The 17797-nt window shown below is 66.6% G+C and carries 15 protein-coding genes; all 15 read right to left on the bottom strand.

Translation table 11 applies throughout. The features are described 5' to 3' along the window. Positions 1-10: 10 nt before the first annotated feature. The 15 genes from ACN9MV_RS01230 to ACN9MV_RS01160 all read right to left on the bottom strand — a co-directional run bounded on the left by ACN9MV_RS01230 (position 11) and on the right by ACN9MV_RS01160 (position 17765). Positions 11-871 carry a type VI secretion system accessory protein TagJ gene (locus tag ACN9MV_RS01230; RefSeq protein ID WP_093180104.1) on the bottom strand — a complete coding sequence of 287 codons (861 nt, stop codon included), beginning with the start codon at positions 869-871 and terminating at the stop codon, positions 11-13. A gap of 128 nt (positions 872-999) precedes the next feature. After that, on the bottom strand, positions 1000-1482 hold the full coding sequence (locus ACN9MV_RS01225) for an Hcp family type VI secretion system effector (protein ID WP_097197420.1): 483 nt from the start codon (positions 1480-1482) through the stop codon (positions 1000-1002). Between the two features lie 47 nt (positions 1483-1529). After that, complete coding sequence (gene tssC, locus ACN9MV_RS01220; RefSeq protein ID WP_093059305.1) at positions 1530-3038, bottom strand: type VI secretion system contractile sheath large subunit; 1509 nt, start codon at positions 3036-3038, stop codon at positions 1530-1532. 33 nt (positions 3039-3071) lie between these two features. Then, complete coding sequence (gene tssB, locus ACN9MV_RS01215) at positions 3072-3650, bottom strand: type VI secretion system contractile sheath small subunit (protein WP_426391064.1); 579 nt, start codon at positions 3648-3650, stop codon at positions 3072-3074. A 91-nt stretch (positions 3651-3741) separates the two neighbouring features. After that, positions 3742-4836: a type VI secretion system protein TssA gene (gene tssA / locus ACN9MV_RS01210; RefSeq protein ID WP_426391063.1), complete on the bottom strand. Its 1095-nt coding sequence runs from the start codon at positions 4834-4836 to the stop codon at positions 3742-3744. Between the two features lie 151 nt (positions 4837-4987). After that, positions 4988-6169: a fumarylacetoacetate hydrolase family protein gene (locus tag ACN9MV_RS01205; protein WP_426391062.1), complete on the bottom strand. Its 1182-nt coding sequence runs from the start codon at positions 6167-6169 to the stop codon at positions 4988-4990. An 87-nt stretch (positions 6170-6256) separates the two neighbouring features. After that, the gene (locus ACN9MV_RS01200; protein ID WP_426391061.1) at positions 6257-9958 is read right to left on the bottom strand and encodes a molybdopterin cofactor-binding domain-containing protein; all 3702 of its coding nucleotides are present in this window, start codon (positions 9956-9958) and stop codon (positions 6257-6259) included. Beyond that, complete coding sequence (locus ACN9MV_RS01195) at positions 9955-10455, bottom strand: (2Fe-2S)-binding protein (RefSeq protein WP_426391060.1); 501 nt, start codon at positions 10453-10455, stop codon at positions 9955-9957. Before ACN9MV_RS01195 ends, ACN9MV_RS01200 begins: the two co-directional genes overlap by 4 nt. Then, a complete protein-coding gene (locus ACN9MV_RS01190; protein ID WP_426391059.1) occupies positions 10433-11593 on the bottom strand; it encodes an ABC transporter substrate-binding protein in 1161 nt (386 codons plus the stop codon). Before ACN9MV_RS01190 ends, ACN9MV_RS01195 begins: the two co-directional genes overlap by 23 nt. A gap of 55 nt (positions 11594-11648) precedes the next feature. Next, positions 11649-12374 (bottom strand): bifunctional nicotinamidase/pyrazinamidase, encoded by a 726-nt coding sequence (gene pncA / locus ACN9MV_RS01185; RefSeq protein WP_426391058.1) that lies wholly within the window; start codon positions 12372-12374, stop codon positions 11649-11651. 31 nt (positions 12375-12405) lie between these two features. Beyond that, entirely contained in the window at positions 12406-13140 is a 735-nt protein-coding gene (locus ACN9MV_RS01180; protein WP_093059290.1) for an ABC transporter ATP-binding protein, read from the bottom strand. After that, complete coding sequence (locus ACN9MV_RS01175; protein WP_093059288.1) at positions 13137-13946, bottom strand: ABC transporter ATP-binding protein; 810 nt, start codon at positions 13944-13946, stop codon at positions 13137-13139. Before ACN9MV_RS01175 ends, ACN9MV_RS01180 begins: the two co-directional genes overlap by 4 nt. Then, the gene (locus tag ACN9MV_RS01170) at positions 13943-15877 is read right to left on the bottom strand and encodes an ABC transporter permease (RefSeq protein ID WP_426391057.1); all 1935 of its coding nucleotides are present in this window, start codon (positions 15875-15877) and stop codon (positions 13943-13945) included. The genes ACN9MV_RS01175 and ACN9MV_RS01170 overlap by 4 nt, the downstream gene beginning before the upstream one ends. Before the next feature lie 30 nt (positions 15878-15907). Next, a complete protein-coding gene (locus ACN9MV_RS01165; protein ID WP_097197429.1) occupies positions 15908-17113 on the bottom strand; it encodes an ABC transporter substrate-binding protein in 1206 nt (401 codons plus the stop codon). A gap of 67 nt (positions 17114-17180) precedes the next feature. Next, entirely contained in the window at positions 17181-17765 is a 585-nt protein-coding gene (locus tag ACN9MV_RS01160) for an amino acid synthesis family protein (RefSeq protein WP_093059282.1), read from the bottom strand. Positions 17766-17797 lie beyond the last annotated feature (32 nt).

Here is a 17797-nt window from a genome sequence, read left to right as displayed (position 1 = left end):
ATGCTGCTCATCAGGTCGCGTCCTCGCGCGAGAATTCGATGAGCCGCAGGTCGAGCAGCGAATGGTCGCCAGCCTCGCTGATCAGGGTGCGCTGGCCGAGGCCCGCGTATTGATCTTCGCCGGCCAATGGCAGCCAGTCGGTGCGGCGGCCCAGTGTGGTTTCGTCGTCGAGGCCTTCGAGCGAGCCCGGATAGCGCACCGGCACCAGGCCGTTGAGCGCGCGGCCGTCGTGCAGCTCGAATTCAGCTGGCGCCCACAGCAGGTCGACCAGGTGTTGAGGGCGCGAGAACTTGATGCGGCGCACTTCGGGCAGGGGCAGCCATGCATAGCCCGAGGGTGTGAGCAACTCCAGCACCGCGCCGATGCGCACGTCGCCGTCGCACAGCCACGCGAAGATGCTGCGCTCCACCGGTTCGCCGTCGAGCGCCTGCACGGCGCGCGAATCGGAGCGGTCGACGCTGGTGAGCGCGCCATGCAAGGCGGGCGCGGCCTGCCGCGCGGTCTCGCGCAGGGCGGCGGCTTCCTCGGCCCGGTCGGCCGGCAGGGCCGCGGCGGCGATCAGCTGTTCGACCCATTCCGCGTTGCCGCAGACGATGGCCGGAGCGCGTCCGCCGGACCAGAAGTCGCTGCGGTGCCGTTCGCCCGAAAGCGCCATCGAACAGGTGACGCTGGCGGGAGTGAAAGTGGGGTCGAGCTTGGTGGCGAGCTTGAGCTGGTCTTCAGCCCGCTGCCATTCGCCGCGCAGCGCGAGGAAGTGGCACAGGGCAAGACGCAAGCTTGCATTCTGGGGATTGGCGCGGATCTGCCTCTGTACCCATTCGGTGTGCTCGGCCACGGAGCGTTCGCCCAGCACTGCAAACCCATCGCCCATGAAGCTTCCTCGCTGACTGAATGGCACACGGCGCGAAAGGCCTGTGTGCGAAGGACGGCCGTGGAGGCCGTCGGGAAAAACGTCGCGGCCGGCCCGCTGGGCCGGCCGCGCATCGGGGAAAAAGGAAATCAGGCTTCCTTGTTTTCCTTGATGTTCCAGCCCAGCACCGTCTCGGCACCCTTGCCGCCCTTGTCGGTCTGTTCCCAGTACTGCTGCTTCACCTTCGCGGCCTGGAAGGCGTACTGCACGAACACGGCGTCCGAACCCTGCTCGGCCGTGTACTGCACCGAGGTGACCAGCACTTCTTCGAGCGTGACGCGGGTGTATTCGATCTGCGCGCCGCCGGCCTTGCAGACCGACACTTCCACCTTGCTCAGGTGCTTGCCGCTGGCGCAGTTCTTCAGGACGGACGGCGCCGCCTTGTCGATGCGTGCGAGCACCTGCAGGTCATTGAAGCTCGCCTTGCCCACGCCGCCGCCACCGCCGCTGACCATGTTTCCAGGCTGCGTTGCTCCCCACGCAAACGACTTGATGTCCGTCCACTCCTTGTGGTTCGAGTCCTTCGATTCGCCGTTCGCGCCTTCAACGCGCATGAACATGTCTACTGCCATGATTAACCCCCAAAGTTATATGTGCCCGATTCCGGGACACCGTTGAATTAGCTGCTGTCCTTCTTGTTGGATGGCAGCTTCGAAACCAGCCGCAACGACACCGTCAGCCCTTCGAGCTGATAGTGCGGCCGGAGAAAAAACTTGGCGGCGTAGTAGCCCGGGTTGTCCTCGATGGCTTCCACCTGGACTTCCGCCGCCGCCAGCGGCTTCATTGCCTTCGTGTCCTGCGACGAGGTGCCGGGGCTGCCGTCGACGTAGTTCATGATCCAGTCGTTGAGCCAACGCTCCATGTCCTCGCGCTCGCGGAACGAACCGATCTTGTCTCGCACGATGCACTTCAGGTAGTGCGCGAAGCGGCAGCAGGCGAACAGATACGGCAGGCGCGCCGCGAGGTTCGCGTTGGCCGTTGCGTCGGCGTCGTAGTACTCAGCCGGCAGCTGCAGCGACTGCGCGCCAATGAATGCGGCAAAGTCGGAGTTCTTGCGGTGCACCAGCGGCATGAAGCCGTTCTTGGCGAGCTCGGCCTCGCGCCGGTCGCTGATGGCGATCTCGGTCGGGCACTTCATGTCCACGCCGCCATCGTCGGTCGGGAAGGTGTGCGTGGGCAGGTTCTCCACCGCACCGCCGGACTCCACACCGCGGATGGAAGTGCACCAGCCGTATTGCTTGAACGAGCGGTTGATGTTCACGCCCATTGCATAGGCCGAGTTGGCCCAGGTGTAGCGGCTGTGCGCGGCCGAGTCGGTCTCTTCCTCGAACTCGAATTCGTCGACCGGATTGGTGCGCGCGCCGTACGGCAGGCGCGCCAGGAAGCGCGGCATGGCCAGGCCGATGTAGCGCGCGTCTTCCGAGTCGCGCAGGCTGCGCCATGCGGTGTGCTCGGTGTTCTGGAAGATCTTGGTCAGGTCGCGCGGGTTCGACAGCTCCTGCCACGAGTCCATCTGCATCACGGTGGGCGATGCGCCGGCGATGAAGGGGCAGTGCGCGGCCGCGGCGATCTTGGCCATTTCGCTGAGCATCTCGACGTCGGGCGGGCTATGGTCGAAGTGGAAGTCACCGATCAGCGCGCCGAAGGGCTCGCCGCCGAACTGGCCGTACTCGGCTTCGTAGATCTTCTTGAACAGCGGGCTCTGGTCCCAGCCGATGCCCTTGTGGCGCTTGAGCGAGCGCGCCACTTCACGCTTGGACGCGCACATCACGCGGATCTTGAGCTGCTCGTCGGTCTCGGTGTTGTTCACGAGATAGTGCAGGCCGCGCCATGCGCCTTCGAGCTGCTGGAAGTCCTCGTGGTGCAGGATCTGGTTGATCTGCTCGGAGAGCTTGCGGTCGATCTCGGTGATGATGGCCTGCACCGTGCGGTAGGCATCGTTGGAGACGGTGACGGTGCTCTCCAGCGCCTGCACGGCCAGCGTCTTGACGGCGTTCTCGACCGCCTCGCGGGCCTGGTCGGTCTTGGGCTTGAACTCGCGCTGCAGCAGGTCGGAGAACTCGTTCGGCTCGAGCGTTTCGACGGAGGCGGGTGCGCGCGCGGCGGTCTGTTTGGGGGCGGTGCTCATAATGATGACGGTCCTTGCTGCTCGTGCTCGCGCTTACTCGGAAGAGGTCCCTGGGTTGCCGGGCGTGCCGGCCTTTTCGTTGGCGGCTTCCACTGCCTTGGCGATGGCCGGGTTCGGCGCCGAGGCCAGCGACTTGAGAAGCCCCGGGTTCTGCAGTGCCTGCGCTATCAGTTGCTCTGCGCCGTTCTTGCCGTCCATGTAGGACAGCAGGTTCGACAGCTCGGTGCGCGCTTCGAGCAGGTGCTGCAGCGCGCCGACCTGGCGGGCGATGCGCGCGGGCGAAAAGTCGTCCATGCTGTCGAAGGTGATGTCGACGTTCATCTGGCCGTCGCCGGTGAGCGTGTTGGGCACCTGGAAGGCAACGCGCGGCTTGATGGACTTCATGCGTTCATCGAAGTTGTCGATGTCCACCGCCATGAACTCGCGCTCGCCGAGGTCGGGCATCGGGTCGACCTGCTTGCCTGCGAGATCGGCGATGACGCCCATCACGAAGGGCAGCTGGATCTTGCGTTCGCTGCCGTAGATCTCGACGTCGTATTCGATCTGCACACGCGGCGCGCGGTTACGCGCAATGAACTTCTGACCACTGTTTCTGACACGGTTGTCTGCCATAAGCTTCCTCTTGAATCTGTAATGCGTGTGGGTACGACCCCGGCAGTCCTGCCGGCCAGCGGAGTCCGCGACGGCCTCCGCCTTCTTCTTATTACGTGCTGCCCCCACTGTTCAGCGGGCGTCCAGCAAGGCTTTCTATCTTTTGCAATCCCTCGGGCACAAGCTCTTCGATGATCTGGAAGAAGTTGAGATCCAGCAGCCGCTGCGCTCTGCGAATCAGCATGGGCGCCGGATGACTGGGTTCCGTGCGCTCCATGAACTGGCAAGCTTTTTCCAACAACACTTGCACATCATCACGAGTCGATATTTCAATATCTTTAATAAGCACCGTGCGTAGGCCAGCACCACCATTTGCACTGCCGGCAGCAGCACCCTTCGCAGCCGGCCCGGCAACTCCCTCCCCTTGCGGATCGGCTCCAGAGTGGGTTTCGCCAGCCTCGACCCCTTCGCTCTGCGCCTGCTCGGGCAACAGCTGGGCCACGGTGCGCAGCGAGCGCTCGAGCCGCGAGAAATCCGGCGCCCAGCTCTGACCTAGCGCGCGCTCGCAGGTCTCGCGTATGCGCTGCAGCAGGTCGAGCGCAGCACGCAATGCCACCACCGGGGGCGCCGCCTTTTCCTGCGCACGCCGCGCCGCGTCCCGCAGCCGGCCGATGCCGCCCGGGTAATCGATCTGATGGTCGGTCTTGCTCGAATCGAGCAAGGCTTCGACCTGTCGCAGGCTCATTGATGCGCCGCCGTCTTCGAGCAGCCTTGCATCGCGAACACTGCGCCCCAATCCCTCGGCCTCGGCCAGCGCGGCCAGTGCATTCATGCGCGGCAGCGGGTCTTCGAAGCCATCGTCGACAACGCGCGGATGCACGCCGTCCCAGAATTTCTGCAGCACGGCGTCGACGAGTTGCAACCCATCGACATAGCCGGGCAAGCCACGGTTTTCGGTCCAGGCCAGCGTGAGGGGCACCAGCACCCGCAGGTCGCGCGTACGTGTGCACAGCTGCTTCGCGATGCGCTCCACGCGGGCCCAGTCGGGTGGCTCGGCGGGGATGATCGTCGAGCCGAATTGCTGCTCGCGCTTACCGGTTGTTGCTTGGTGCAACGCCATGAAATCGGGGTCGTATTCCAGGTCTTCACCGCACGGATGCGAGCCTTCCACAGGCAACTGCAATAGATCGATTTCGCTCGGCGACAAACCTCTTCTCCCTGTTCAACCGTTTCGTAACAGCGGCAATCTTGAGGGGAACAAGAGGCGCGGTCAACAGCAACAGATTGCAACACGACGCATATGAATTACTAAGGAGTACAACTCCTTTTGAAATTCAAACGGAACGTCTACATGCGAATCACAGCAGACCGCGTTCACTCAAATTGCGCATCAACGCACTGATACCAAAAGTCCACATCGGCGCCTGGTCCGCGTGCACAACGCGATTGACCAGGGCGCCGAGTTCCGGTGCGGCAATGCACACGCGGTCGCCCACGACGTGGGTGAATCCTTGCCCAGGCCCGTGACGGTCTTGTGTCGGCGCGAACATCGTTCCAAGAAACAACATGAAACCATCAGGGTAGGCGTGATGCCTACCCACGGTCTGCGCCACGAGGTCGAGCGGATCGCGGCTGATCTTCGACAGCGAACTCGAACCCTCGAGCATGAAGCCCTCGGGACCGGTCACTTCCAGCGCGACGGTTATGCGCCGCACGTCCGCAATGCCGAAGTGAGCATCGAACAGGCGGATGAAGGGGCCGATGGCGCACGAGGCGTTGTTGTCCTTGGCCTTGCCGAGCAGCAGCGCGCTGCGGCCTTCGAAGTCGCGCAGGTTGACGTCGTTGCCCAGCGCGGCGCCAAGCGTCTCGCCGCGACTGTTGACGGCTAGCACGACCTCGGGCTCCGGGTTGTTCCACACCGAGCCCGAATGAATGCCGACGTCGGCGCCCGTGCCCACGGCGGAGAGCACCGGGGCCTTGGTGAAGATCTCGGCGTCGGGGCCGATGCCGACTTCGAGGTACTGCGACCACGCGCCCTGCGCGATCAGCACTTCCTTGACCTTCATTGCCTCGGGCGAGCCCGGCACGATGTCGGCAAGGTTGTCGCCGAGCACGCCGCCGATGGCCGCGCGCGTGGCCTCGGCCTTCGATGCGTCGCCGCGCGCCTGCTCTTCGATCACGCGTTCGAGCAGGCTCGCGACGAAGGTGACGCCGCTGGCCTTGATGGCCTGCAGGTCGCAGGGTGCGAGCAGCCAGGGCTTGCTCGTGTCGCGCGCGGTCTCGTCGCTGTTGGCAAGGACTTCGTCGAGTGCAGCGATGCGCGGCGCGCCCTGCAATGCATGGCGAACGGCTTCTGCAGGCGCTTTCCTGCCCTCGAGCAGGTCGCTCATGGTCGGCGCGAGCGCCGACAGGTCGTACAGGTCGCCGTCGTGCACGGCCACCAGCACGGGGCCCACGCCGGGTTGCCAGATGCGGCCGACGAGGGTGGCGCGTTCGGCGTCGCGGGGCAGGCTGGAAGAGATTGAAAGATCGAGCGGCATGGCGTGGTGTCTCCTTGGATGTGCGCTACGTTGCATCGTAGCGGCGCACAGCGGATTGCGACGCGGCCGGCTCTTCTCTTCCTGGTGTCAGTGTCCCGGCGCGGCGCGCACGCGCGCCACGTCGGCAGGCAGGTTGGCCCACGCAGGCTCCTGCGGTGCGAAGCGCGTGCGCATGTAGCCGGCAAGCTCGGCGATCTGCCGGTCGTCGAGCACTTCGCGGAACGCGGGCATGAAACCGATGTCGCGGCTCGCGGGCTCGCGCACGCCGTCGAGGATGGTGCGCAGCAGGTTGTCTGGCCTCGCGCTCGTGAGGTTGCTGTTGAGCGCGAGCGGCGTGTTCACGCCAAGCAGCGTGGGGCCGTTGCCGTCGTGGTGGCAGGAGGCGCAGGCGCTGTCGAACATGCGCTGCGCGGGACCGGGCAACTGGCCCTGCGTGCGTGCGGCGTTATCGACCGCTTGCTGTGCCACGACAGTCGGTTGCACGGACGGTGCTGGATTGAACGAACCGAGATAGGTTGCCATCGCGCGTACGTCTTCATCCGGCACCTGCGCAAGCTCGCGCACCACCTCGGCCATCGGCCCGCCGGCGATGCCATGGCGCTGCGTGTGGCCGTGGCGCAAGTAGCGATAGAGCTCGTCGGCGTCCCACGGCACCGCTGACTTCGACAGGTGCGTGAGCGCCGGTGCTTCCCAGCCATCGATCATGGCGCCCGACAGGAAGGCGCTGCCGCCCTGCTCCGCGCCGAGCGCATTGCGCGGCGTGTGGCAGGCGCCGCAATGGCCCAGGCCGTTGACGAGATACGCACCACGGTTCCATTCCGCGCTTTGCGTGGCCACGGGTTGCATCGGCGCCGGGTCATGGAAGAGCGCATTCCATCCGGCCATCAGCGGCCGCATGCTGAACGGGAACTTGAGCTCGGACTTCGGCGTTTCCGCACGCACCGCAGGCATCGACATGAAGTACGCATAGAGCGCCTGCAGGTCGTCGTCACTGGTCTTCGCGAATGCGGTGTAGGGGAACGCGGGGTACAGGTAGTGGCCGTCGCGCGAGACGCCTTCGCGCATCGCGCGCTGGAAGGCGCTGAAGGACCAGCGGCCGAGGCCCGTCTCGGGGTCGGGCGTGAGGTTGGTCGTGTAGAGCGTGCCGAAGGGCGTTTCCATCGCGCGCCCCCCCGCGTTGGCTGCACCGCTGGGTGCGGTGTGGCACACGGCGCAGTCCCCGGCGGCTGCGAGCACACGCCCGCGTTCGATGGTGGCCTGGCTGTAGACCGGAGCAGTGAGCGATACGGGCGCGATGGCGGAGCGCCAGCCGAGCAGGCCGGTGACGACGCCGATGCCGCCGACGACGAGCGCGGCGCCGGTAGCCCACAAGCCCTTGCGGCGCGGCCAGACTGCATTGCTCCTTCCCCCTCTTGGGGAAGGTTGGGATGGGGGCACAGCGGCGTCATCAGGCAACCCCCGGTTCAATTCCGCCAGCACCGTCTCCGGCGTAAACGGCGGCGAGCGAAACCGCACCCCCGTCGCATCGAAGATGGCATTCGCGATCGCCGCAGTCCCCGGCACCGAAGACGACTCGCCCGCCCCCAGCGAAGGCTCGCCGGGCCGGGGCATGTGCATCACCTCGATCACCGGCACTTCGCGGAAATTGATGATCGGGTAGCTGCCCCACTCGCGGCTCGCGACCACGCCCGAAGGCAGCACGCCCGGCAGCTGCGCACCTGTCGCCGTGCCTTGCTGCTGCTGTTGCGGCGCGAACCGCACCTGCTCCTTCAGCGCCCGGCTCGTGGTCTGGATCACGTTGCCGTGTATCTGATGCTCGACCCCTGCCGGGTTGATCATCAGCCCCGCGTCATGCCCCACCACCACGCGGCGCACATGCACCTCGCCGGTCTTGCGATTGACCTCGACGTCGGCCACCCACGCGGCCCACGCGGCGCCGAAGCCCGGCCACTTGCTGTGGATGTAGCGGGCGTATGCAAAACCCTGCCCGAAGAGGATGTCGCCGCCTTCGCCGAGCCCACCGTCCGCGTTCTCCTGCGGCCCGGTGCGCATGCGCCAGCCGGCCTTCTGCGCGGTGGCCTGCACCAGCTCGACCGCGCGCGGATCTTCCAGATGCCGCAACCGGAACTGCACCGGGTCCACACCCGCAGCAGTCGCCAGCTCGTCGATGTACGACTCGTGTGCGAACGAACTGGGCAGCGCCGACACGCCGCGCAACCACGAGGCGCGCACGATCGGCGCCATGTCGTTGACCTTCACGCGCAGGTTGTCGTACGTGTAGGGCGGTCGCGCGGTGCGGTCGCCCATCTCGAAAGCCTGCGCCACCGGTTCGATGGTGCGCGTGAGCAGCAGCGCGAGCGTGGGCGCGCCGTTCGACGGATAAGAGGTTTCGAAGTCGTAGGCGGCGACGCGGCCGTCTGCCATGAGGCCGCCGTCGATCTCCATGAGCTGCGCGGCGCCCTTGGGCTCCCACGCATGCTCCTGCTCGCGCGTGAGCTGCACGCGCACCGGTGCGCCGACCGCACGGGCGAGCAGCGCCGCATCGGCGGCCACGTCGTCGGCGCCGTTGCGGCCATAGCAGCCAGCAGCTTCCATGCGGACCACGTCGACCTGAACGTCCTCCACGCCCATGAGCTTCGCGAGATCGGCGCGCAGCACGTGCGGATTCTGCGAGCCGGCCCAGCAACGCAGCTGCATGCCGCTGCCGTCGGCCGGCTGCCAGTCGGCCAGCGCGCACGAAGGGCCGATGGAGGCATGCATCTGGTACGGCCACACGTAGGTGCGATGCATCGGCTGCGCGGCGGCGGCAATGGCGCCATCGACATCGCCTTCATCGACCAGCAGGCGCTGCGTCGACGGGTTGTCGCGCAGCGCCTGCGCCAGGTCGCCCAGGTCGGGCATGCCGGGCCACGACTTCCACGTGACGCGCAGTTCACGCAAGGCCTGCTCGGCGTGCTCCTCGCGCTCGGCCACGATGCCGACGAAGTCGCGGATCACGACCACGGCGCGGATGCCGGGGATGTGCGCAATCGACGATTCATCGACCGCCTCGAGCGTGTTGCCGATGAACTCGCCATGGTCCGCACCCGCATACGGCGGGCGCACCACGCGACCGTGCAGCATGCCGGGCACGCGCATGTCGTGCACGAACACGAGCTCGCCTGCCAGCTTGGCCGGAATGTCCACGCGCGCCTGCCGCGTGCCGACGACTCGGTAATCGGCGGGGTTCTTTGGCTGCGCCAGCGGATCGAGCCGAAGCACGGTGCGCTGGCCGGCAACCAGCTCGGCATAGCTGACGTGTCGGTCCGGCGCTTCGGTGACTCGCACCACGCCGTTGTGCACCTGCAGCGCATCGTCGGCCACGCCCAGGCGCTCAGCCGCGCGCGCCATCAGCCACGCGCGCGCCTGCGCAGCGGCAAGCCGCATCGGCTGCGCATGGATCTGGATCGACGCGCTCGCGATCGTCGCGCCCTGGTTGGGCGCGCGCGCGGTGTCGCCGAGCATCACGCGCACGCAGGGCATGCCGAGGTCCAGTTCCTCGGCCACGATCTGCCCGAGCGCGGTCTGGATGCCGGTGCCCAGGTCGACGTGACCGTTGAGCGCCGAGGCGCTGCCGTCGTCCCACACGGCGAGCAGGATCTCGTCACCTTCGATCGGGTTGCCGGCGATGAACGCGGGCTGGCCCTTGGCGGGCGGCGGTGCGAGCGGGGTCTCGCGCACCACCAGCAGCACGCCATTGGCCGACAGGAACTCGGCGCGCGTCCGCGGAAGATCGGCGCGTCGCGTCATGTGGCCGGATGCGCGCGCATGCGCACCGCCGCGCGTTGCACGGCATCGAGAATTTCGACGTGCGTGCCGCAGCGGCACAGGTTGCCCGAAAGCTCGCTGCGGATGCGCGCATCGCTCGCATCCGGATCGCGCGCAAGCAAGGCCGCCGCCTGCATGACCATGCCGTTGAGGCAGTAGCCGCACTGCGCAGCCTGCGCGTCTTCAAAGGCGGCCTGCACCGGATGCCAGTCGCCGCGCGCGCCCAGCCCTTCGAGCGTTGTGATGGATCGCCCCGCCACGCCACGCGCGGGAATCACGCACGAGCGCGCCGCCACGCCGTCGACGTGCACCGTGCACGCGCCGCACTGCCCCAGCCCGCAGCCGTACTTGGGGCCGTTCAGCCCCAGGTCGTTGCGCAGCAGGTGCAGCAGCGTTGCTTCGCGCGGCACGCCCTCGATCGATTGCGCCTGGCCGTTGACCAGCAGGTGCAGCGGCTCAGCGCCGCAACTGGCCGTCACGGGTGTACATCTCCAGGTCCACGAAGGTCGAGCCGTTGTGGTTCTTCGCGCTGTACTCGACGGGGAAGTCGCCGATGCGCGTGCTGCCGATGCTTTCGAGCCCGGCGATGAAGCTGTCGCGCGTGAGTGTCTTGCCCGCGCGGCGCAGGCCCTCGACCATCACGCGCGCGACGATGTAGCCCTCCAGCGCGGTGTAGCTGTCGATCTTCTCGCCGAACTCCGCGCGGTCGCGCTGGTAGTCGGCCACGATGGGCATGCGCTGCGCCTGCGGCGGCGGCACGATGCTGGCCGTGACCAGCCCCGCGAGCTTGCCGTCGAGCCGCTTGGCCGAACCGGCCGCGTCGGTGATGCCGACCGACAGCGTGTACAGCGGCGCGCCCACGCCGTTCGCGCGGTAATCGCGCATGAACACTTCGACCATGCGCCCGGCCATGATCATCACGACCGCGCCAGGCTTGGCTTCAGAGAGACCTGTGACGACCTGCTTCGCGTCCTCGGCCGTGATGGCCAGCGGGAAGGTCTTGAGCACCTTCACCTTGTGGTCGGCCGCCAGCTCCTCGCAGGTGGCGAGGTTCGACTTGCCGAAGGCGCTGTCCTGGTAGACCACCGCGATCGACTGGATGCCGATGGTCGAGAGGTGGCTGATGATCTTGCGCAACTCCAGGTCGTAGCCCGCACGCACGTGGAACAGGTAGCGGTTGACCTTGGTGCGGAACGAGCTGGTGCCCACCAGCGGTGCGAACATCGGCACGCCCGCCTTCTCGGCCAGCGGCATCGCGGCCGCGAGGTTGCCGGTGGCCACGTAGCCGGTGAGCGCGAAGACCTTGTCCTCGTCGATCAGCTTCGCCGTGTTGATGGCGGTCTTTGCGGGGTCGTATGCGTCGTCGTAGGTGACGAGTTCGATCTTGCGACCGTTGACGCCGCCCGACTTGTTGACCCGGTCGAAGTACAGCTTGATGCCCGCGCGGTAGTCGACGCCGAAGTCTTTCGCCGGCCCGCTGAACACGGCCGACTGGCCGATGCGGATGGTGGTGTCGGTCACGCCGTTTTCCGCGCGTGCCGAACGCAGCAGGCCGGGGCCGAGGGCCAGGGCCGCACTGCCCGCGACCATGGCGCGCCTTGAGATCGAAAGCTTCATGCGTCGTGTGTCTCGTGTTTTCTTGTTGTTCGTCGTAGTTCTTCGCGGTGCGGTCTCAGGCGGTCTGGATGTCGGCGGACTGTATGCGCTTGACGCCCTTGGCCGTCATCTGCTTCCACGCCGCGGCCAGCGAGCCGTTGAGATCGATGCCGCGCGTGGCGTCCTCGATCACGTAGGCCTCGAAGCCGGCCTTGCGCGCATCCATCGCGGTCCACGCCACGCAGAAGTCGGTGGCCAGGCCGGTGACGTACACGGTCTTGATGCCGCGCGCCTTCAGGTAGCCGGCCAGGCCTGTGGCCGTCTTGTGATCGGCTTCCTCGAAGGCCGAGTAGCTGTCCATCTCCTTGTGAAAGCCCTTGCGGATGATGAGCTGCGCGGTGGGCACCTTCAGGTCCTTGCCGAGCGCGGCGTCTTCCGTGCCCTGCACGCAGTGATCGGGCCACAGCACCTGCGTGCCGTAGCTGAGCTTGGTGGTCTCGAAGGGCTTCTTGCCGCTGTAGGTGCTCGCGAAGGATGCATGGCCCGCCGTGTGCCAGTCTTGCGTGACAACGATGTTCTGGAACGCGGGCGCCAGTGCATTGATGACCGGAATGACTTCGTTGCCGCCCTTCACCGCCAGCGTGCCGCCGTCGAGAAAGCAGTTCTGCACGTCGACCACGATCAGTGCGGCCTTGTCGCCGGGCTTGATCTTGCCCGCCGCGAAGGCGTTGAAACCGACACTGCCGAAGCCGCCAACCAGCCCGAGGGCGGCGGCGGATTTCACGAGGGTTCTGCGATGCATGGCGTGGACTCCGATGGGTTGAAGGAAAAACTCAGACGCTCAGGTAGGCGCGGCGAACTTCGTCGTTGGCCGCAAGCTCGGCCATGGTGGCGTGATAGCGGATCTGCCCCTTCTCGAGCACATAGGCGCGGTCGGACACCAGTTCGGCGAAGTGCATGTTCTGCTCCGACAGCAGGATGCTCACGCCCTGCGCCTTGAGCTCCAGGATCATGTTGGCCATCTGCTCGACGATCACCGGTGCCACGCCTTCGGAAGGCTCGTCGAGCAGCACGAGGTACGGGTTGCCCATGAGCGTGCGCGCCACGGTCAGCATCTGCTGCTCGCCGCCGCTCATGCGCCCGCCCGGACGGTTCGGCATTTCGCCGAGGTTGGGGAACAGCTTGAACAGGCGCTCGGGCGTCCACAGCGGTGCATCGGTACCGTCGGCCCAGCGGCGCGCGGGCTGCTTGCCGACTTCGAGGTTCTCCATCACCGTGAGGTCGGTGAACACGCGGCGGTCTTCGGGCACGAAGCCCAGGCCCAGGCGCGCTGCGTGGTGCGGCTCGCTCCTGGAGATGTCGTGGCCCAGGAAGCGCACCGCGCCGCGGCGCTTGGTCAGCATGCCGATGAGCGTCTTCAGCGTGGTCGACTTGCCCGCGCCATTGCGGCCCATGAGCGCGACCACTTCGCCGCGACGCACTTCGAGGTCGACGTCATAAAGGATTTGCGCGGCGCCATACCAGGCACACAGGGCCTTGGCCTGCAGGAGGGGTTCGTGTGTGCTCATGCTGCGACTCCAAGGGCTGCGGCTTTCTCTGCGATCTTCTCGAATGTCTTGCCGCTGCCGAAGTACACCTCCTGCACCTTCGGGTGGTCTCGGATTTCAAGCGGCTTGCCCTGCGCGATGAGGCGCCCGCGCGCCAGCACGATCATGCGGTCGGCGTACGCGAACACCACGTCCATGCTGTGCTCGGTGAAGAGCACGGCCATGCCGCGCTGGATGACGAGATCTTTGGTCAGCGCCATGAGCGAGTTGCGCTCCTTGGGCGCCATGCCGGCGGTGGGCTCGTCCATCAGCAGCAGCTTGGGGCTGTTGGCCATCGCGATGGCGAGCTCGACGCGCTTCACGTCGCCGTACGCCAGCACGCTGCAGGGCCGGTCGGCCTGCGACTTCATGCCGACCTGGTCGAGCAGCGCCAGTGCTTCGTCGCGCTTGTGGTCGGCCGCGCGGCGCCACATGGAGAACAGCTTGCCGTCGTGCGACAGCAGCGCCATCTGCACGTTCTCGACCACGGTGAGCGAGGCGAAGGTTTCGGCAATCTGGAAAGTGCGGCCCACGCCCTGGCGCCAGATGGCGCGCGGCTTCTGGCCCACGAGCTCGTGCCCGTCGAACAGGATCGAACCCTGGTCGGCCTTGAGCTGGCCATTGACCATGTTGAAGGTGGTCGACTTGCCGGCGCCATTGGGGCCGATGAGGGCGAGCAGTTCGCCGGCGTGCAGCTCGAAGCTGATGCCATCGACGGCCTTCACGCCGCCGAAGGACTTGCCGAGGTTCTCGACCTTGAGCAGGGGTGCGTTGGAAGTGGTCGTCATGCCTTGGCCTCCTTCGCCTCGGCGGCCACAGGCGCCGCATCGGGCTTGGTGCGGCGCAGCAGCTTGTCGGTCAGCTGCTTCGCAAAGCCAGCGATGCCCTGCGGGAAAAGCAGCACGAGGATCAGGATGATGGCGCCGAGCGTCGCGCGCCAGTAGTCGGTGTTGCGCGCCACGGTGTCGTGCAGCCAGCTGAAAGTGACGGCGCCGACCACCGGCCCCGCCAGCGTCTGGATGCCGCCCAGCAGCACCATCACCAGCCCGTCGACCGACTTGTCGACGCTGAGGCTCTCTGGCGAGATGCTGCCCTTGGAGAAGGCGTAGAGCGAGCCGGCCAGCCCGGCCGCGGCGCCCGCGACGACGAAGGCCGTCCACTGCATGCGCTTGACGTCGATGCCGATGGCGTCGGCGCGCAGCACCGAATCGCGGCCCGCGCGCAGCGCATAGCCGAAGGGCGAGAACAGCACGCGGCGCAGCATCATGACGCCGGCGGCCACGAGCACCAGCGTGAGCCAGTAGTAGGTGCGCTTGTCCGACAGCCACTCCGACGGCCACACGCCCGTGAGGCCGTTGCTGCCGCCGGTGAACGAATCCCACTGGTAGACGATGGCCCAGGTGATCTGCGCGAAGGCCAACGTGAGCATGGCCAGGTACACGCCCGACAGCCGCACGGCGAACCAGCCATAGATGAAGGCGCCGATGGCCGCGACGAGCGGGGCCACGATGAGCGCCACCTCCATCGGCAGGCCGCTGGAGCGCACCAGCAGCGCGGCGCCATAAGCCCCGAGGCCGAAGTAGGCGGCATGGCCGAACGAGTGCATGCCGGCCGGCCCCATGATGAAGTGCAGGCTGGCGGCGAACAGCGCGGCAATCAGCAGGTCGATCATCAGCACTGTGGTGTAGGGCGAATCGGCGGTGAGCAGCGGCATCGCCATGAGCACCACGCCGAGCGCGGCAACCAGCCACAGGTAGCCCTTGCTCGCGCGGCGCAGCGGCTCCTCGGCCATGCCCACGTAGCGGCTCGGCGCCTGCGGCCGGCCGAACAGGCCCCACGGGCGCCACACCAGCACGATGGCCATGACGATGAAGTCGACCACCAGCGTGAGCTTCGAGAAGGACACGCTGTAGCCGAAGATTTCCACCACGCCGAGCCAGATGCACACGGCCTTGATCTCGGAGATCAGCAGCGCCGCCGCATAGGCGCCCGGAATGGAGCCCATGCCGCCCACCACCACGACCACGAAGGCCGCGCCGATGGTGTTGAGGTCCATCGCGAGGGTGGCTGGCTCGCGCGGCAGCTGCAGCGCACCGCCCAGGCCCGCGAGCATGGCGCCGAGCGCGAACACCGCGGTGAAGAGCCAGGCCTGATTCACGCCCAGCGCGCTGACCATCTCTCGGTCTTGCGTGGCGGCGCGCACCAGCGTGCCCCAGCGGGTGCGCGTGAGCAGCAGCCACATCAGGCCGAGCACGACCGGGCCGACGACGATCAGGAACAGGTCGTAGGTCGGAAACTGCCGGCCCAGGATTTCGACGGAGCCCGACAGGCCCGGCGCGCGCGGCCCGAGCAGTTCGTCAGGCCCCCAGATGTAGAGTACCGCATCCTTGATGACAAGGACCAGTGCGAAGGTCGCCAGCAGCTGGAACAGCTCGGGCGACTTGTAGATGCGGCGCAGCAGCACCATCTCGATCAGCGCGCCGAGGATGCCGACCGCGAGCGCGGCAATCACCAGCGCGGGCCAGAAGCCCATGCCGCCGCCGAGCTTCTCGACCAGCGTGTACGCCAGGTAGATGCCGACCATGAAGAAGGAGCCATGCGCAAAGTTGACGATGCGCGTGACGCCGAAGATCAACGAAAGGCCGGCCCCCACGAGGAACAGCGACGAAGCCGACGACAGCCCGGTGAGGAACTGAAGCAGCAGGGACGAGAGGCTCATGGGTGCAAGCGTTCCGAAAAAGGATCAGGGTCAGTCGGCGGCGCGCGACTTCTTGACGTCGGCGGCGGAGGGCTGGAACTTCGCGCCGTCGAAGTAGGTGTAGTCGACCATCACGCCCTTGCCGTTTTCGTTCTTCGTCTTGCCGACGAAGGCGCCCATGGTGGACTGGTGGTCTTCGGCGCGATAGCTGATCTTGCCGAAGGGCGTATCTACCTGCAGGCCCTTGAAGGCTTCGAGGAGCTTCGGCGTTTCGGTGCTCTTGGCCTTGGCAGCGCCGGCCGCGACCGACTTGATCATGCTGTAGCCGACCACTGAGCCGAGGCGCGGATAGTCGTTGTACTTGGCGTGGTACGCGAGGAAGAAGGCCTTGTGCTCAGGCGTCTGGATGCCGTACCAGGGGTAGCCGGTCACGATCCAGCCGTTGGGCGTTTCGTCCTTCAGCGGATCGAGGTACTCAGGCTCGCCGGTCAGCACGCTGACGACGGTGCGGTCCTTGAACAGGCCGCGGGTGTTGCCTTCGCGCACGAACTTCGAGAGGTCGGCAGCGAACAGCACGTTGAAGATTGCGTCGGGCTTGGCATCGGCCAACGCCTGGACCACGGCACCCGCATCGACCTTGCCCAGCGGCGGTGCCTGCTCGGCGACGAACTCGACGTCGGGCTGCGCGGCCTTCAGCAGCGTCTTGAAGGCGGCCACGGCCGACTGGCCGTATTCGTAGTTGGGGTACACGACGGCCCAGCGCTTCTTCTTGAGCTTGACGGCCTCGGGCACGAGCATCGCGGCCTGCATGTAGGTGCCGGGACGCAGGCGGTAGGTGTATTCGTTGCCGCCCTGCCAGGTCATCTTGTCGGTCAGCGGCTCGCCGGCCAGGAAGAAGATCTTCTTCTGCTTGGCGAAGTCGGCCACGGCCAGGCCGGTGTTCGACAGGAAGGTGCCGGTGAGCACGTCGATCTTCTCGCGCGCCACCAGTTCTTCGGCCACGCGCACGGCGTCGCCGGGGTTGGCGTTGTCGTCGCGCGTGATGAGCTCGATCTTCTTTCCGTTCACGCCGCCCTTGGCGTTGATTTCTTCGACGGCCAGCTCCATGCCCTTCTTGTAGGGCTCCAGGAAGGCGGGCTGGGCCTTGTAGCTGTTGACCTCGCCGATCTTGATCACGCCCTGCGCATGCGCGGGAACGAGAGCAGTGGTCAGCGCAGCGAGGGCCGCGGCGCTGAAGACGTGACGCAATGGGTTCATGGGGGAAGCTCCTTGAGATCGAATGAGGAAAGAAAACACCGTGATTGGGCGAGGGCGAAAGACAGCGTCAGCGAAGACCGTCTTCGCCCTTGATTTCATGGGCCTGCAGGCCGCCGATGCGCGGCAGCGGACGGCCGCTGTCGGTGACGGCAACCGCCACCACGATCTCGTTGGCGCGCGGCGCATCGCTCACGCGGGCTTCGATCGCGTCGAAGTGGCTGCGCACGAAGGCTGCGTCCTTGTGGCCGAGCGGCACGTCGATGGCGGTGCCCAGCGTGCCCTGCTTCTTGGCCGAGGGTACGAGTGCGGCGCCCTTCTCGACCGCAACGCGCAGCGGCGCGCCCAGCTTGGGATGCAGGATGGCGGCGGCGTGTTCGAGCTCGCCGCGCTCGCCGACGATGGCGGCCTTGCCGTAGCTCTGCGCCTGGCCGGGCTCGATGCCCAGAGCCTTCACGGCCTTCTGGCCGAGCAGCGCGCCGAGTTCTTCGCCGATGGCAATCAGCTCGTCGAGGTTCTCGCTGTAGCGGCCGGCGTAGGGGTTCTCGATCACGGCGATGGCGACGGCGCGGCGCGTGGGCGGCGTGACGTCCTTGCCCATTTCCTTGCGGGTTTCATCGACCTGGATGACGAGCTTGCGGATGTTGGCGGTCATGTTCTGTGTTCCTTGTCTTGTCTCTGTGCGGG

It is taken from the genome of Variovorax sp. R-27 (assembly GCF_049913215.1).
In the GTDB taxonomy this organism is placed as follows: Bacteria; Pseudomonadota; Gammaproteobacteria; order Burkholderiales; family Burkholderiaceae_C; genus Variovorax.
Note: the sequence above shows the minus strand (reverse complement) of the source record. Positions and strands in the feature narration are given on the sequence as shown.

Excerpts from the sequence above, each read along its gene's own strand:
- ACN9MV_RS01230 (WP_093180104.1), bottom strand. The coding sequence starts at position 871 with ATGGGCGATGGGTTTGCAGTGCTGGGCGAACGCTCCGTGGCCGAGCAC.
- ACN9MV_RS01225 (WP_097197420.1), bottom strand. The coding sequence starts at position 1,482 with ATGGCAGTAGACATGTTCATGCGCGTTGAAGGCGCGAACGGCGAATCG.
- tssC (WP_093059305.1), bottom strand. The coding sequence starts at position 3,038 with ATGAGCACCGCCCCCAAACAGACCGCCGCGCGCGCACCCGCCTCCGTC.
- tssB (WP_426391064.1), bottom strand. The coding sequence starts at position 3,650 with ATGGCAGACAACCGTGTCAGAAACAGTGGTCAGAAGTTCATTGCGCGT.
- ACN9MV_RS01205 (WP_426391062.1), bottom strand. The coding sequence starts at position 6,169 with ATGCCGCTCGATCTTTCAATCTCTTCCAGCCTGCCCCGCGACGCCGAA.
- ACN9MV_RS01200 (WP_426391061.1), bottom strand. The coding sequence starts at position 9,958 with ATGACGCGACGCGCCGATCTTCCGCGGACGCGCGCCGAGTTCCTGTCG.
- ACN9MV_RS01190 (WP_426391059.1), bottom strand. The coding sequence starts at position 11,593 with ATGAAGCTTTCGATCTCAAGGCGCGCCATGGTCGCGGGCAGTGCGGCC.
- pncA (WP_426391058.1), bottom strand. The coding sequence starts at position 12,374 with ATGCATCGCAGAACCCTCGTGAAATCCGCCGCCGCCCTCGGGCTGGTT.
- ACN9MV_RS01180 (WP_093059290.1), bottom strand. The coding sequence starts at position 13,140 with ATGAGCACACACGAACCCCTCCTGCAGGCCAAGGCCCTGTGTGCCTGG.
- ACN9MV_RS01175 (WP_093059288.1), bottom strand. The coding sequence starts at position 13,946 with ATGACGACCACTTCCAACGCACCCCTGCTCAAGGTCGAGAACCTCGGC.
- ACN9MV_RS01170 (WP_426391057.1), bottom strand. The coding sequence starts at position 15,877 with ATGAGCCTCTCGTCCCTGCTGCTTCAGTTCCTCACCGGGCTGTCGTCG.
- ACN9MV_RS01165 (WP_097197429.1), bottom strand. The coding sequence starts at position 17,113 with ATGAACCCATTGCGTCACGTCTTCAGCGCCGCGGCCCTCGCTGCGCTG.
- ACN9MV_RS01160 (WP_093059282.1), bottom strand. The coding sequence starts at position 17,765 with ATGACCGCCAACATCCGCAAGCTCGTCATCCAGGTCGATGAAACCCGC.